Origin of the sequence: Streptomyces sp. NPDC126510 (assembly GCF_040302345.1) — a bacterium.
Taxonomy (GTDB): domain Bacteria; phylum Actinomycetota; class Actinomycetes; order Streptomycetales; family Streptomycetaceae; genus Streptomyces.
This window is the reverse complement of the sequence record NZ_JBEORR010000018.1, coordinates 113,682-128,244: the sequence shown is the minus strand read 5'-3', so window position 1 is coordinate 128,244 and position 14,563 is coordinate 113,682. Positions and strand designations below refer to the sequence as shown.

The window sequence follows — 14,563 nt, the reverse complement described above, 5'->3', positions numbered from 1 at the left end:
GTCAGCTCACCACTCCGGTCATGACGGCCACGGGTACGGCGACGAAGCCGGCCGTGAGCAGCAGTGCGAGGACGTTCGCGATGGTCTTCAGGGCGCGGTCGCGGGTGCGGCTGCCCACGCCGAGGGTCTGCGCCGCGCTCCAGAAGCCGTGCCGGATGTGCAGGCCGAGCGCGAGCATCGCGACGATGTAGACGACGTTGCCGTACCAGGTGGAGAAGGTGTCCACGACGTTCTGGTACGGGTGGCCCTCCTGGAAGCCGCCGGCGTGCACGGTGCCGGTCGTCAGGTCGAGGATGTGCCACACGATGAACAGGCCGAGGATGATGCCGCCCCAGCGCATGGTCCGCGTCGCATAGCTCGCCTGTGCCTTCCTGTGCACGTACTTGCCGGGCCGGGCCCTGATGTCGCGGCGGCTGAGCTGGTACGCCGAGGTGGCGTGGGCGACGACGGCGACGACCAGCACCACGCGGACCAGCCAGAGCGTCCACTCGTAGTGCATGAACGGCTCGCCGACGGTGCGCAGCCAGTGGGCGTAGTGGTTGAACTCGCCCGCCCCGAAGAAGATCTTCAGGTTTCCGATCATGTGGACGACCAGGTACAGCAGCATGATCAGACCGCTGACCGCCATCACGGTCTTCTTGCCGACGGTGGAGTCCCACACGGTGCGTGCGAAGGACGGCCGCCGGTCCGTCCGCGTTGCCAGAGCCATGGACAGCACGCTACGGACGGGGGAGCGATCGGTCCAAGACATGGTCCGGCTTGATTCCATAGGGAACGGCTATCGTACGAGGATGCAGTTCCAGCAGCTCCAGTACTTCGTGGCCGTCGCCGAGACCCGGCACTTCACCCGGGCCGCCGATCTGGTCCATGTCGCGCAGCCGTCGCTGTCGCAGCAGATCAAGGCGCTGGAGCGGGAGCTGGGCGCGGACCTGTTCCTGCGTGCCCGGGGCAACATCACGCTCACGGACGCCGGGGAGGCACTCCTGCCACTGGCCCGCCGCATCCTGGCCGACGCGGACACGGCCCGGCACGAGGTGCAGGAACTGGTGCAGCTGCGTAGCGGCCGGGTGCGGCTGGGGGCGACGCCGAGTCTGTGCACGGGGCTGCTGCCGGACGTCCTGCGGGCCTTCCACGACCGCTATCCCGGCATCCGGCTGCTGATCGAGGAGGGCGGCTCGCACGACCTGGTGCGGGAACTCGCGCGCGGCGCGCTGGACCTGGCACTGGTGGTGCTGCCGTTGCCGACCCCGTCGCCCGCGCTCACGACGGTGGAACTGCTGCGTGAGGACCTGGTCGTGGTCTCCTCGCCGGACACCCCGCGTCCCGGCCGGGATCGCCGCGTGGTTCGCATCTCCGACCTGGAGGGCGAGCGCCTGGTGATGTTCCGGCACGGCTACGACCTGCGCGAGCTGACCGTGGCGGCGTGCCGGGCCGAGGGGTTCGAACCCGACTTCGCCGTCGAGGGCGGGGAGATGGACGCGGTGCTGGGTTTCGTACGGGCCGGGCTGGGCGTCGCCGTGGTGCCCCGGATGGTCGCGGCGAGGTCGGGTCGCGGCCTGCGGGTGACGCCACTGGCCCGGCCCGGCCTGCACCGGACGATCGCGCTGGCCCACCGCAGCGACGTGGCGCCGCCCCGGGCCGCGCGGGAGCTGCAGCGGATGCTGCTGGAGCGGTGAGCCCCGCGGGCCGTGACGACGCGCGGACGCCCTGCTGCCGTACGGCTGCGGCTATCGCACCGGTGGGTGGCCGGCGATCGGCCGGTGGGAGGACGCCAGGTGCAGGAGTTCGTCGACCGGCCACGGGGCGGCCTCGCACTGCTGCTGCGCGGGCTGGGCGCCTGATCCGGCTCCGCGCAGCGGCCCCGGGCGTCACCCCGTGGCGTCCACCAGTGCCAGTTCGTGCAGCCGCTCCGGCGGGCCCGGCCTCGCGTAGTACCAGCCCTGGGCAGTGTCACAGCCCAGGATGCGCAGCTGGTCGGCTTGGGCTCCCGTCTCCACGCCTTCCACCGTCACGGCCAGGTCCAGGCTGTGGGCCAGGGAGACGATCCCCTCGACGATCTTCAGGTCGACGGGGTCCGCCGGGAACTGCTGCATGCTCTGGGTGAAGGACCGGTCCAGCTTCAGGATGCTGACCGGCAGCCGGCGCAGGTTGGCGAGGTTGGAGTAGCCCGTCCCGAAGTCGTCCAGGGCGATGTCGACACCCATCTCCGCCAGCCGCCGCAGCGGCTTGAGCAGATCGTCGTCCGCCCCGATCAGCGCCGACTCCGTGACCTCCAAACACAGCGCGTCCGGCTCGACGCCCGTGCGCTCCAGGATGTCGACCGTGTCCTGCACCAGTCCGGGGTGCGTCAACTGGCACGGCGACAGGTTCACGTTGATCCGCAGCGGACCCACCGCCTCGGCACCGCCCTGCAGTTCCTGCCACTCGCGGGCCTGGCGCACCGACTGCTCCAGCACCCACCGGCCCAGCGGCACGATCAGGCCGGTGTGCTCGGCGAGCGGGATGAACCGGTCCGGGCCGAGCACCCCGTGCTGCGGGTGCAGCCAGCGCACCAGGGCCTCGGCGCCCCGGACGCTGCCGTCGCCGAGGTGCACCAGCGGCTGGTACTCGATGAAGAACTCGCCCCGCTCCAGCGCCGTCGGCAGCGCCGTGGTCAGCCCGTGACGCGTGATGGCCCGGGCGTCCGCCTCCGGATCGGCGAGTTCGAAGCGGTTACCGCCCGCCGACTTGGCCCGGTACATGGTGATGTCCGCGCTGCGCAGCACCTCCGCCGGGCTGCGCTCCCCGGCCGGGCCCTCGACGATGCCGATGCTGCCGCGCACGGTGAGCTCCCGGCCGTCCACGCTGATCGGCGCCAGCAGCGCGTTCATGATGCGCCCGGCGAGTTCGTCGACGTCGCGCTGGGTGTCGGGCCCGGTGGTCAGCGCCACGAACTCGTCACCGCCGAGCCGCGCGACCATCTCGCCCGGTGCCGTGGCGCAAGCCTGCAGCCGGTCGGCGACCTCCACCAGCAGCCGGTCGCCGGCCGCGTGGCCGAGGCTGTCGTTGATGGTCTTGAACCCGTCGAGGTCCAGGTAGCACAACCCGAACCGCTGGCCTTGCCCGGCGCCCAGGGCCTTCTCCAGGCGTTCGAAGAAGAACGTGCGGTTCGGCAGCCCGGTCAGCGCGTCGTGCGTGGCCTCGTAGCGCAGCCGCAGGTTGAGCAGCCGCCGCTCGGTGGTGTCCTCCATGAGGGCGAGCTGGTATTGCGGGTCTCCGTCGGCGTCGCGCAGCAGGGAGACCGTCAGGTTCGTCCACAGGACGGTTCCGTCGGGGCGGTAGAACGCCTTTTCCAGGTGGTAGTGCTCCCGCTCGCCCCGTACGAGTTCGTCGTAGAGCCGCCAGGTCTGGGGAGCGTCGTCGGGATGGGTCCACTCCCGGACGTTGCGGCTGCGCAGCGTCTGCTCGGAGACCCCGAACATGCGCAGCAGCGCACCGTTGACCTGCAGTATGTTGCCTTCGAGGTCGGCCATGCCGATTCCTATGGCCGCGCCCTCGAAGACGGCGCGGAAACGCGCCTCGCTCGCGTGCAGGGCCTGCGCCACCACGCCCTGCGCCTGGAGGGCGGCCTGTGCGATGGCCTCCTGCTCGGCCAGGGTCCGCTCGCGCAGCGCCCGGGCGAAACCGGCCGCCATCGCGTGCTGGAGCCGTGCGCACCGGGCCCGCAAGTCCTCCTGGTCGCCGTCGCCCCCGCAGTACAGGACCAGGTAGGCGTCGACGCAGTCCAGGGTGCGGCTGAGCGCCTCCGGATCGGTGCAGTGCACGTTCACCAGGGCGGCTCCGACCGCCCTGCCCGCCTCGGAGTCGAAGTTCCGGGCCAGCAGTGCCTCGCTCAGCCGCCGCGCCTGGGGCAGCAGTTGCGCCTCGAACTCGGGCCGGGTCGACGACGTCGAGGTCACCGGGAAGACGGCCCGGCTCCAGATCGTCGCGAACCGGCGCAGTCTGCCCTCCGGCCCGTCCGGTTCCGCGGTCACGCGGTACGCCCCACGCCCGCGAACCCGGAGAACGCGTACGGATCCTCGTCGTCCGGTGCGGTGTCGGGCCGCCAGAGCGGCGGCGGCACCAGTCCGGGTTCCACCATGTCGTACCCCTCGAAGAACCGCGCGATCTCCTCGCGCGAGCGCATGATCAGCGGGTTGCGGATGTCCCTGTACACGTCCACCGCGCCCCCGGCCCGCTCCGGCGGCAGCGGGATCCCCTCGTAGGAGGCGTGGGTGAGCACGAGCAGACTGCCCGGCGCGAGCGCCTCGCCCAGTTCGGCCACGGCCCCGTACGGGTCGTCCTCGTCTTCCACGAAGTGCAGTATGGCAACGAGGAGCAGCGCCACTGGCTGATTCAGGTCGATCAGCCGCTCCACCTCGGGGCTGCGCAGGATCTCCTGGGGCTTGCGCAGGTCCGCGGCGACGACGCCCGTGTCCTCGTTGCCGTCCAGGACCGCCTGGCTGTGCGCCACGGCCACCGGGTCGTGGTCGACGTACACCACGCGGGCGCCGGGACGGGCGGTCTGCGCCTCCTCGTGCACATTGCCGAAGGTGGGGATGCCCGAGCCGATGTCGAGGAACTGGGAGATGCCCTCGTCGGCCGCGTAGCGCACGGCGCGGCGCATGAACGCGCGGTTCGCCTGCATGACCTTGGGAAGTCCCGGCATGAACTCCATGGCCCTGCGGGCCGCTTCCCGGTCGACCTCGAAGTTGTGCGATCCGCCCAGGTAGTAGTCGTACATCCGGGAAACGCTGGGCACCGAGATGTCGATGCTCCGTGGGGCCCAGGCGGGACGCTCCATCTATCTCTCCAAGGCGTAGGCGATCCGGTGTTCGAGCAGAGGCTACTGATCGCCCGCCAATGGAGCGACCCGAAACGGAAATTGACCATCCGTTCCCGGTCACTGCCTGCGGCACGTGCCGAATTGATACCCCTGCGCATGCCCTTCGAACACATGACGAACAGTGCCCGGGGCATTCCGGAGCGTTCCGGTTCGGGAGGGGGAGAGTGTCAGGAATTCGCCGAGTTCAGATGAAGCACGGCAAAACGGTCCACCCCCCCGTGGAGCACGGAGGGGTGGACCGGGGCTGCGCTTCGGGTGGACGGGCTGATCCACCCTGGGGAGGTTTCTCTCCTACTCCGAGGCGCCGACCAGCTTGCCGTCGGGCCGGACGGCGTACCAGGTGCCGCCCACGCCCTGGCCGTTGGTGTCACCGGGGGCCTTGTCGCCGGCGAAGGTGTAGATGGGCGAGCAGTTGATCGTCTGCTGCTTGCCCTTGCCGTCGGTCCGGTCGAAGATCATGTAGCCCTTCTTCTGGATGCCCTTGGTGTCGGCGAAGTCGACGGGCTCCACGAGCGGCCACTTCTCCAGGCACGCACCGGAGCAGTTGGAGACCGGCTTGGGCCAGGCCTCGTCCTTCTTGAACCGGTAGACGGTCATGCCCTTCTTGTCGACGACGATCTCGCCGAGCTTGGGGTCGTTGCGCGTGGACAGCCCGGCCTGCACCGCTTCGCCGCCGCCCTCCGCGCCGGCTTCCGCACCGCCCTGCGCCTTCTTGCCGTCGGGGGCGAGCGCGTACCACTTGCCGCCCACACCCTGACCCTTGACGTCACCGGCGTTGACGTCCTTGGCGTAGCGGTAGGCGGGCCAGCCGCCGACCGTGAGCTGCTTGGTGCCGTCGGCCCGGGTGACCGAGCCGAGCAGTGCCTTGTCGATGCCCTCGCCGGCCTCGGCGTCGTCGGCCGGAACCGGCGGCCAGGTCTTGGCGCAGTCACCGTCGCAGTTCGACTTGGGCGGCTGCTCGGTGTCCTGGTCGAACCGGTACAGGGTGAGGCCGAGACTGTCGGTGACCACCTTGCCGACCTTCTCGGCGGTGGAGACGGACAGCTTGCCGGCGGGGTTGGACGGGCTGGAGGCACTCGGTGCCGCCGGCTGGCTCGTCGCGGTGCCGCCCGCCGCGCCCGCGGTGCCCGAGCCGATGTTTCCGTAGTCCCCGGGCGCGGCCGTGGCGCCCACGTTCTGGCTGGCCGCCGGTGGGCTGTCCTGACCGCACGCCGTCGTCAGCGCCAGGACCGCCGCGGCGCTCGCCACGAGTGAGGCGCTCCGCCAGGAGGTCTTCATCGTCAACTCCCCATAATCGCAAGGGTGTTGCAGCGCCCTGCTGCGCCGCCGCACGGTCATGAGTACGCATGGGGGCGGCGATTGTGTTCAACCGTCGGCCAAATTTCTTTCGGGAACCTGTGTCGAGCACCGCGAGTCATCGCACACGAGTGCACTTCGAGCCACCTGCGGGCGACCGCGGATCAAACCGGTGATGCCCGGATATCCCTCGTACGGGGCAATCCCCTTGCACTCCGGCCCGTCCGGGCGACGGAGGGCTCATGATCTTCGTCGTGTATGGACCCCTATCGACTCAATCCGCCTTTGCGAGACGGGCCTTGGCGGCGGCGACGCTGACCTGGGCGCTCGTCGGCGCACCGGCCGGGGTCGCGGTGGCCGACGCCTGCGCGTACGCCTCGACGGGGCCGGACGGCACCGAGGCGGTGGCGTACGCGGGCAGCAAGAAGACGTGGCCGTGCCCGACACCCACGCCGACCCCCTCCCCGACGCCGACTCCGACCCCGACGCCCCCGCCGAAGCCGACGCCCCCGCCGAAGCCGACACCGGACCCGCCGCCCCCACCGAAGCCCCCACCCCCGGATCCGACCCCCACGGCCAGGCCCGAGCCGCCGCCGGCACCGCCCACCCCCCGCCCCGCACCACCCCCGCCGCGGCCGGCCCCGAGGCCCGTACCGCCGGCGCCCCCGCCCCCCGCACCGGAACCCGCTCCCCCGCCGCCGGCGCCGCCGGCCACCCCCGCGCCCGCCCCGTCCGCGACGCCCGTGCACTACCCGCGCTACCGCGCCGCACCACCGCGGCCACGGCCGGCGAAGGGCACGCTGTCGCCGCTCACCTTCGTCCTGCTCGTCACGGTGCCCGCGGTGGTGGCCGTCGCCGCGCTGCGTGCGCGCTGAACCCCCTGAAGCCCTGGAGGTACCTCTTGCCGGAATGGCTTGTTCTCACCCTCGCGATGCTGGCCGCCTGTGCCGTGGTGGTCGTCATCACCTTCGTCCGCCACCGGGCGGCCCCCGAGGACGAGGACCCCAGTGAGACCCCGGACGTCATCGAGTACATGACGATGTGGATCGGCGTCGTGTACGCCATCGTCCTGGGGCTGGCGATCGCCGGCGTCTGGGAGGGGCGAAGCGCCGCACAGGACCACGTCCAGGCCGAGGCGACCGCGCTGCACGAGATCTCGGAGCGGGTGCGGGTCTATCCGGCCGAGGAACGCGACCGCATCCGCGACGACATCCGGACCTACGTGAGCCATGTCGTGACCACCGAGTGGGACACCATGGCCGACAAGGGCGAGGTCACCGGGCGCGGTGCCGAGCTCTTCGAGCGGATCCGCGAGGACGTCACCGACTACGAGCCGGCGACGGACTTCGAGGCCCAGGCCTACCAGCCGCTGCTGGACCAGGTGACCGCGGCGAACCAGGCCCGCATCGCCCGGGCCGAGTCGACCGGGGAGACGATGCCGGGCGTGGTGTGGTTCGGGCTGGTCGCCGGGGCCGTCATCACCATCGGGATGATCTTCGCGCTGCAGATCCGCAGAACGACACGCGAACTGGTCCTCGCCGGGCTCTTCTCGGCGTTGATCGCCTTCCTGCTCTTCCTGATCTGGGACTTCGACTCGCCCTACAGCAGGGGCGTGACCGCCTCGGCGGATCCGTTCCTGAACCTCTTCCCGGGCGTCGGCGACTGACGGCGCCCCGCAGCACCGGTCCCGGCCGGGGGACGCGCGACACGCCGTCGCCGTCCCCCGGCCGCCGGGGCGGTGTTCCCCCGAGCGGCGCACCCCCGTGCCCCATTCGCGCTACTGCGATCGCGCCGTCGCGCGCGTCTTCTTAGCGTTTCGGGCATCGAGGTGCATGTGTGACGTGAGCGGAACAGGTCCGCGGCTGCTCCTCGGGGACCCGGAGGATTCACCATGCGCGCGATATGCCTCGCCTCGGCCGTACTGCTGGGTGCCGGTGCCCTCACCTCCTGCGTGCCCGCCGCCGACGCGGCGATCCAGACCGACTTCGGCTTCAGCCTCCTGCCCTCCACCGTGAGGGCGGGGGGTGAGGTGACCCTGCACGTCACGCGCAACCGGGCATGCCGGGGGGAGGCGGCGGTCGACTCACCGGCCTTCGACCCGGTCACCATCCCGCGGGACGAGTCCTGGACGACGGCGGTCGTCGACTGGGACGCCAAGCCCGGCGCCGTCTACGAGGTCGAGTTCGAGTGTGACGGGTCGACCGGCATCGCGCGGCTGACGATCGCGGGCGGCCGGCCGCACCACCACCCCGCCCATCACCCGACGCGCCACCCTCACAAGGGTGTACACGCCGGAGAGGGCGGCACCCTCGCCGGCTTCGACCTCAAGGAGGTCGGGCTGGGCGCCGCACTGATCGCCGGGTCGCTCGGCGTCGCCTACCACTTCTCGCGCCGCCGCACCGACGGGGACGCCGGCTGACCGACCCATTCCCGGCAGGCAGGCACTTCGCCCCGGCTCCCCTGGTGAGAGAAGGAGCCGGGGCGAAGTGCGTTCACGTGCGGGGCGGCGACTCGTCGAAGAAGCGGCGTGACGAGGCGTCCGCGTCCTCCTCGAAGTGGCGCGCGGCGAGGCGTCCGTGTCAGATGCGCCGCTCGGCCCGGCGGCGCATCCAGAACACACCGCCGCCGACCACCGCCGCGGCCACGAGACCGCCGCCGATGGCCATGTCGGTCGGAGTCGCACCGGTGGTGCTGCTGCCGCCGATGCCGCCGCGGACACCGCCGATGACGGTGAAGGCCTGCGGCTTGGTCATCCGCCTGCCGTTGCAGTCGACCGTGATGTCGTAGGAGCCGGGGCGGGCGTTGCTGTTGATGATGGCGGTGCCCCGCGCGGTCCCGTTGCCGCCGCCGCCCCGGTCGCCCTCGTTGCCCTTGCCGCCGCCGCCGACCGGCGAGAGCCGCGTCGGCGAGAACGCGTTGGACGTCGCCGTGCCGCCGCCCCGGCAGCCGTCGACGGTGATGGTCAGCTGGCCGCCGGGGGCGATCACGCTGGGCAGGGCGGTGATGTTGCTCGGCGTGTCCCACGCGACGGCCGCGGGGGCGGAGAGACCGAGGGCGGCGACCGCTGCGCCGGCGACCGCCAGGGCACGAGTGTTACGCATGTGAACCTCCGCGGAAGACGCCCCGGGACCCGTCCCCGGTCGATCGGCGAGAAAGCGCCTCCCAGAAAGACAGTCAGTTGCCGTGCCCCGAGGCGCATTTCGGGAATGGTCCGTACCGGTGAGAGAAGGCGCTGCGGGAAAAGCGTCCATTCGGATATCGCCGCAGGTCACAGACCGTCAGAAATTTCCTCACGGTGGCAACTCGGATGGCTCACCTCATATCCCCGCACTCACCCCTCACGGCCCCCGCCACCCGTTCGCCGCCGCCCCGTCGCCGGTTTCACGCACGCCACTTAGCGTGTCGCTATGCGCGATGGACACGGCGACGGCCGCGTCGAGAGGGGATGGCGAATGTCTGCGTCCGAGCTGGCCCAGGCGGAAGAGGAGGCGCGGCCCAGGAAGCGCGCCCCGTGGGGCGTGATAGCGCTGGTTCTGCTGACCGGCCTCGCTCTCATCCGGAACGGTTCGGGAGAGTTCGACGAGGGCCCGCCACAGCCGGCGAGCGCTGCCGCGGCGGACAGCCGGGTGCCCGGCGGCACTTTCGCGGGAAGCGTCCGGCCCTTGCCCTACGCCCTCCCCGACCGGGTCAGGATCCCGGCGATCCAGGTGGACGCGCCGATCATCCCCGTGGGCCTGGACACGGACGGCTGGGTCGGCGCGCCGCCGCCGGAGGACCCCAACCTGGCCGGCTGGTTCACCGGTGCCGTCACCCCCGGCGAGAAGGGCACCGCGGTCGTGGTCGGCCATGTCGACAACCAGCAGGGTCCCGCCGTGTTCTACGGCCTCGGGGCACTCAGGCAGGGACATCGCGTCGAGGTCGCCCGGCAGGACGGAAAGACCGCCGAGTTCGAGATCTACGGCGTCGAGGTGTTCGAGAAGGACAACTTCCCCGGCGACCGTGTCTACGCTTCCAAGGGCGCGCCGGAACTGCGGGTCATCACCTGTGGCGGCGGTTTCTCCAAGCAGGGCGGCTATGCGGGGAATGTCGTCGCCTTCGCCCGCCTGGTCGCGGTGCGCTGAGCGCTCCCGGCCCGGCGGGCGAAAGCCCGGAGGCGTCCCTCACGCGTAGTTCCGCCGGGGCACGGTGACGTGGTAGCCGGAGTCCAGCAGTTCGGGCAGATAGCGGCGCAGGGCCCGCACACTCTGCGAGCGGTCGCCGCCCGCGTCGTGCGACAGCACCACGACGCCGGGTGCGGCGCCGCGTTCGACCCGGTTCGCGATGGACCGGACCCCGGGGGTGGCCCAGTCGAGGGTGTCGACCGTCCAGCCGAGGGGTTCCATGCCGAGCTCGGCGCCGATCCGGAAGGCGGTGCGGTTCCAGGCGCCGTAGGGGGCGCGGAACCACTCGGGGCGCTCCCCGTAGGCGTCCTCGATGACGTCGCTGGTGCGTTCCATCTCGGAGCGGATCTGCCGTCGGGTGAGGCTGGTGAGCAGGGGGTGGGACCAGGTGTGGTTCCCCACGACATGGCCCTCGTCGGCCATCCGGGCCAGCAGGTTCCTGCCGCCGGCGACCATCTCGCCGCACACGAAGAACATCGCCCGCACGTCGTACTCGGCCAGGGTGTCCAGGATGTGCGGGGTATAGCGGGGATCGGGGCCGTCGTCGAAGGTGAGCACCATGATGCGGCCCCGGCCGGACACGCGCAGCGGCGCCGCGCGGTGAACCAGGGTCCGGCGGGGCGCGGCGCGCGGCGGGCCGAAGCCGGTCAGGGGCTGCAGCCGGTACGCGGAGGACTTGACGAGGCGGCGGGCCTGGGGACCCGAGGCAGGGGTCGAGGTGCCGGGTCCGTCCCCGGTGACCGCCGTGACCACTCCGGCCGTCGCGGCCGCTCCCACCGCGCCGGCGCCCGCGATCAACGCGTGACGCCTGGTGAACAGCCGGGCGGGCAACTGATCCTTCTTCATGACTCATGAGTCGCCCGGCGGAAGGCCGACGCACACGAGCAACACCGGTGCGGCGGCACACATTCACCCGTTCGGCGCACACGGTGGGTCAGTGGCGGCGCACCAGCGGGAAGGGCAGGGTCTCGCGGATGGTGAGTCCGGTGAGGAACATGACCAGCCGGTCGACGCCGATGCCGAGGCCGCCGGTGGGAGGCATGGCGTATTCGAGGGCGTCGAGGAAGTCCTCGTCGAGTTCCATCGCCTCGAGGTCGCCTCCGGCGGCGAGCAGGGACTGGGCGGTGAGGCGGCGGCGCTGCTCCACGGGGTCGGTGAGTTCCGAATAGGCGGTGCCGAGCTCGGTGCCGAAGGCGACGAGGTCCCAGCGTTCGGCGAGGCGCGGGTCGGTGCGGTGCTGCCGGGTGAGCGGGGAGACGTCGGTCGGGAAGTCCTTGTAGAAGGTGGGCAGCCGGGTCTTCTCCTCCACGAGCCGCTCGTACATCTCCAGGACGACGTCGCCGGGGCCGTCGTCGGGGGTGTACGGCACTCCGGCGCGGTCGCAGAGCCGGAGCAGCCGGGGCAGCTCCGTGCCGGGGTGGATCTCCTCGCCGAGGGCGTCGCTGATGGCGCCGTGGACGGTCTTGACGGGCCACTGGCCGGAGATGTCGTACTCGGTGCCGTCCTTGTGGGCGACGGGGACGCCGAAGGCGGCGGTCGCGGCGCCCTGGACGAGTTCGCGGACGAGGTCGAGCATCACGTCGTAGTCGGCGAAGGCCTGGTAGGCCTCCAGCATCGTGAACTCGGGGTTGTGCTTGTAGGAGACGCCCTCGTTACGGAAGGTGCGGCCCATCTCGAAGACCTTCTCCAGGCCCCCGACGCACAGCCGCTTCAGGTACAGCTCGGGGGCGATGCGCAGATAGAGGTCGAGGTCGTAGGCGTTGATGTGGGTGGTGAAGGGGCGGGCGTTGGCGCCGCCGTGGATCTGCTGGAGCATCGGGGTCTCGACCTCGAGGTAGCCGCGGTCCAACAGGCCCTGGCGCAGTGCCTGGACGGCGGTGGAGCGGGCCCGGACGACATCGCGGGCGTCGGGGCTCGCGACCAGGTCGAGGTAGCGGCGGCGGACCTTGGCCTCCGGGTCGGCGAGACCCTTGCGCTTGTCGGGCAGCGGGTGCAGGCACTTGCCGGTGAGCTGCCAGGAGGTGACGAAGACGGTCGGCTCGCCCCGGTCGCTGACGCCCGCCCGGCCGGTGGCGATGACGTGGTCGCCGATGTCGGTGTCGGCGGTGAAGCGGTCCAGAGCGGGTCCGGAACGGTCGCGTGTGAGGGCGAGTTGGTGGTCGCCGGACCAGTCGCGCAGGACGACGAAGACGATGCCGCCGAAGTCGCGGACCAGCATGATCCGGCCGGCGACGGTGACCTGCTCGTCCTGCCGGACCTCGGCGAGGGTGTGGGTGCGGGCCGGGATGCCCACCGGGTAGGGGTCGGTGCCGTCGGCGCGCAGCCGGTCGAGCCTGTGGTGCCGGACGCGGACCTGGTCGGACAGGCCGGAGAGGGGGTCGGCGGGCTCGGTCCCGTCCCCTCCGGCGAGGCCGAGCGCCGCCAACGACGGCAGCCCCGCCGTGGTGGCGGGGCGCTGCCCGCCCTTCGGGTGCCCTTTTCCCTTGGCCCCACAACGTGCGCATCGACGGTACGGAGACGAAGCCCTCGGCGATGCCGGAGGCGAGACCGACCCGGGCGAGGGAGGCAGCCTCCGCGTAGCAGAGGAAACGGGGGTACCACTCGGGGTGGTACTTGGCGTTGGAGCGGTACAGGGCCTCCAGTTGCCACCACTTGGAGAAGAACAGCAGCAGGCGGCGCCAGAGGCGGAGCACCGGCCCGGCGCCGATGCGGGCGCCCTCCTCGAACACGGAGCGGAACACGGCGAAGTTCAGCGAGATCTTGCGCACGCCCAGCTTCGGTGCGGCGGCGCACAGATCGGCGACCATGAACTCCATGACGCCGTTGGGGGCGGTACGGTCACGGCGCATCAGGTCCAGGGAGACGCCGTCCTTGCCCCAGGGCACGAAGGACTGGATGGCGAGGAGCCGGCCGTCCCGGTCGAGGGCCTCGGCGAGGAGGCAGTCGCCGTCGGCCGGGTCGCCGAGGCGGTCCAGGGCCATGGAGAAGCCGCGTTCGGTCTCGGTGTCGCGCCAGGCGTCGGCCCGTTCGACGAGCCGGCGCATCTCCTCCTCGTCGAGGGTGGAGTGACGCCGGACCCGGCAGGTGACGCCGGTGCGGCGGACCCGGTTGACGGCCTGGCGGGTGACGCGCATGTCGCGGCCGTCCAGGTCGAAGCCGAGGACGTGCAGGATGGCCTCGTCGCCGAGCTGGAGCGCGCCGAGCCCGGCGCGGACGAAGGCCCGGGCGCCCTCCTCCGAGGCACCCATCACGGCCGGGACCCAGGCGTAGCGGCGGGCGACCTCCTGCCAGGCGGCGATCGCGTGCGGCCAGGCCTCCCGGTCGCCCACCGGGTCGCCGCTGGCCAGGCACACCCCGGCCTCGACGCGGTAGGTGACGGCGGCCTTGCCGCTGGGTGAGAAGACGGCGGCCTTGTCGCGGCGGGTGGCGAAGTAGCCGAGGGAGTCCTGGTCGCCGTAGCGGCCGAGGAGGGCACGGATACGCGCCTCCTCGTCGTCGTGCAGGGCGGCTTCCAGGCGCTGGGAGCGGAACAGGGCGGCGGCGGCGTTCAGCAGGGCGAGCGCGCCGAACAGGCCGAGCAGGAAGTACGGGGCGTGCGGGGGACGTCCTTCGAAGGAGCCGGCGGGCACCAGGCCGCCGCAGACCCGGTTCGCGGCCCAGAGCAGCCGCTCGCTGCTGGGCAGGCTGCCCGGGAACGCCTCCACGAGGGCCCAGCCGACCAGGATCGCCACGACCAGACCGGCCACCAGGACGGCCAGGGCCCGGCGTACGGCGGCTCGGCGGGAGGCGGCGTAGAACTCCTTGCGGGCGTAGATCAGCAGGATCAGGGCGAGGCCGCACACCACGAACGAGGGGACGGATTGGGCGAACTCGCCGACGGCCATGCCGAGGATGTCGGTGAGGACCAGCAGGCCCAGGTAGACGACGACCAGCCACCAGGCGATCTTCTTGCGGGCGCCGGTCGCGGCGGCGAGCAGGAACAGGAAGACCGCGTAGGCGAGGTTGGCGCTGACCGGGACGAGCAGCAGGTCCAGGAAGTGGACCAGGGGGCGCAGCCCGGTGCGCAGCGGCGGGATCAGCGCCAGCAGGGCGCAGAGCAGACCGAGGGCGCCGAAGAAGACGGCGAAGCTCTGCGGTACCCGGCTCAGGAAGCCGCGCGCCCGGTGCGGCGGCCGTATCGCTCCCGAGGTGTCCTCGGCCGTCCCGGGGTCGGCGATGACGCTCATGCTTTCGACTCTAGGAA

12 protein-coding genes and 1 pseudogene are annotated in these 14,563 nt (G+C 71.7%); 5 read left to right on the top strand and 8 right to left on the bottom strand.

The genetic code is table 11. From position 1 onward, the window contains the following. Position 1 precedes the first annotated feature (1 nt). Entirely contained in the window at positions 2 to 709 is a 708-nt protein-coding gene (locus ABTX60_RS25195; RefSeq protein ID WP_352099268.1) for a succinate dehydrogenase, read from the bottom strand. Positions 710 to 791: 82 nt separating this feature from the next. Between ABTX60_RS25195 and ABTX60_RS25190 the strand changes: the two genes are divergently transcribed. Beyond that, on the top strand, positions 792 to 1,676 hold the full coding sequence (locus ABTX60_RS25190; protein ID WP_352099267.1) for a LysR family transcriptional regulator: 885 nt from the start codon (positions 792 to 794) through the stop codon (positions 1,674 to 1,676). A gap of 12 nt (positions 1,677 to 1,688) precedes the next feature. Further along, positions 1,689 to 1,841 (top strand): hypothetical protein, encoded by a 153-nt coding sequence (locus tag ABTX60_RS25185; RefSeq protein ID WP_352099266.1) that lies wholly within the window; start codon positions 1,689 to 1,691, stop codon positions 1,839 to 1,841. A 27-nt stretch (positions 1,842 to 1,868) separates the two neighbouring features. On the opposite strand, the gene ABTX60_RS25180 is transcribed toward ABTX60_RS25185, so the two are convergent. The 4 genes from ABTX60_RS25180 to ABTX60_RS25165 all read right to left on the bottom strand — a co-directional run bounded on the left by ABTX60_RS25180 (position 1,869) and on the right by ABTX60_RS25165 (position 6,611). After that, complete coding sequence (locus ABTX60_RS25180; RefSeq protein WP_352099265.1) at positions 1,869 to 4,013, bottom strand: putative bifunctional diguanylate cyclase/phosphodiesterase; 2,145 nt, start codon at positions 4,011 to 4,013, stop codon at positions 1,869 to 1,871. Next, positions 4,010 to 4,822 carry an SAM-dependent methyltransferase gene (locus ABTX60_RS25175; protein WP_352099264.1) on the bottom strand — a complete coding sequence of 271 codons (813 nt, stop codon included), beginning with the start codon at positions 4,820 to 4,822 and terminating at the stop codon, positions 4,010 to 4,012. Before ABTX60_RS25175 ends, ABTX60_RS25180 begins: the two co-directional genes overlap by 4 nt. 333 nt (positions 4,823 to 5,155) lie before the next feature. Further along, positions 5,156 to 6,142 (bottom strand): SCO0930 family lipoprotein, encoded by a 987-nt coding sequence (locus ABTX60_RS25170; protein WP_352099263.1) that lies wholly within the window; start codon positions 6,140 to 6,142, stop codon positions 5,156 to 5,158. Between the two features lie 292 nt (positions 6,143 to 6,434). Further along, on the bottom strand, positions 6,435 to 6,611 hold the full coding sequence (locus ABTX60_RS25165; protein WP_352099262.1) for a hypothetical protein: 177 nt from the start codon (positions 6,609 to 6,611) through the stop codon (positions 6,435 to 6,437). 480 nt (positions 6,612 to 7,091) lie between these two features. Between ABTX60_RS25165 and ABTX60_RS25160 the strand changes: the two genes are divergently transcribed. Together ABTX60_RS25160 and ABTX60_RS25155 are read left to right on the top strand one after the other, a co-directional pair. Continuing rightward, a complete protein-coding gene (locus ABTX60_RS25160) occupies positions 7,092 to 7,826 on the top strand; it encodes a bestrophin-like domain (protein ID WP_352099315.1) in 735 nt (244 codons plus the stop codon). A 225-nt stretch (positions 7,827 to 8,051) separates the two neighbouring features. Beyond that, positions 8,052 to 8,579: a hypothetical protein gene (locus tag ABTX60_RS25155; RefSeq protein ID WP_352099261.1), complete on the top strand. Its 528-nt coding sequence runs from the start codon at positions 8,052 to 8,054 to the stop codon at positions 8,577 to 8,579. A gap of 160 nt (positions 8,580 to 8,739) precedes the next feature. Here the strand turns inward: ABTX60_RS25155 and ABTX60_RS25150 are convergent, their stop codons facing one another. Continuing rightward, entirely contained in the window at positions 8,740 to 9,261 is a 522-nt protein-coding gene (locus tag ABTX60_RS25150) for a hypothetical protein (protein WP_352099260.1), read from the bottom strand. A gap of 351 nt (positions 9,262 to 9,612) precedes the next feature. Here ABTX60_RS25150 and ABTX60_RS25145 point away from each other — a divergent pair, with 351 nt between their 5' ends. Further along, a complete protein-coding gene (locus ABTX60_RS25145; protein WP_352099259.1) occupies positions 9,613 to 10,281 on the top strand; it encodes a class F sortase in 669 nt (222 codons plus the stop codon). Between the two features lie 39 nt (positions 10,282 to 10,320). Here ABTX60_RS25145 and ABTX60_RS25140 read toward each other — a convergent pair whose 3' ends face one another. Next, positions 10,321 to 11,166: a polysaccharide deacetylase family protein gene (locus ABTX60_RS25140; protein WP_352099258.1), complete on the bottom strand. Its 846-nt coding sequence runs from the start codon at positions 11,164 to 11,166 to the stop codon at positions 10,321 to 10,323. An 88-nt stretch (positions 11,167 to 11,254) separates the two neighbouring features. Beyond that, positions 11,255 to 14,546, bottom strand: a pseudogene (gene lysX, locus ABTX60_RS25135) (bifunctional lysylphosphatidylglycerol synthetase/lysine--tRNA ligase LysX). Positions 14,547 to 14,563 lie beyond the last annotated feature (17 nt).

What these genes read in the sequence shown, in the direction of transcription:
- ABTX60_RS25195 (WP_352099268.1), bottom strand. Translation starts at nt 709, where the DNA reads ATGGCTCTGGCAACGCGGACGGACCGGCGGCCGTCCTTCGCACGCACC.
- ABTX60_RS25190 (WP_352099267.1), top strand. Translation starts at nt 792, where the DNA reads ATGCAGTTCCAGCAGCTCCAGTACTTCGTGGCCGTCGCCGAGACCCGG.
- ABTX60_RS25175 (WP_352099264.1), bottom strand. Translation starts at nt 4,822, where the DNA reads ATGGAGCGTCCCGCCTGGGCCCCACGGAGCATCGACATCTCGGTGCCC.
- ABTX60_RS25170 (WP_352099263.1), bottom strand. Translation starts at nt 6,142, where the DNA reads ATGAAGACCTCCTGGCGGAGCGCCTCACTCGTGGCGAGCGCCGCGGCG.
- ABTX60_RS25160 (WP_352099315.1), top strand. Translation starts at nt 7,092, where the DNA reads ATGCTGGCCGCCTGTGCCGTGGTGGTCGTCATCACCTTCGTCCGCCAC.
- ABTX60_RS25155 (WP_352099261.1), top strand. Translation starts at nt 8,052, where the DNA reads ATGCGCGCGATATGCCTCGCCTCGGCCGTACTGCTGGGTGCCGGTGCC.
- ABTX60_RS25150 (WP_352099260.1), bottom strand. Translation starts at nt 9,261, where the DNA reads ATGCGTAACACTCGTGCCCTGGCGGTCGCCGGCGCAGCGGTCGCCGCC.
- ABTX60_RS25145 (WP_352099259.1), top strand. Translation starts at nt 9,613, where the DNA reads ATGTCTGCGTCCGAGCTGGCCCAGGCGGAAGAGGAGGCGCGGCCCAGG.
- ABTX60_RS25140 (WP_352099258.1), bottom strand. Translation starts at nt 11,166, where the DNA reads ATGAAGAAGGATCAGTTGCCCGCCCGGCTGTTCACCAGGCGTCACGCG.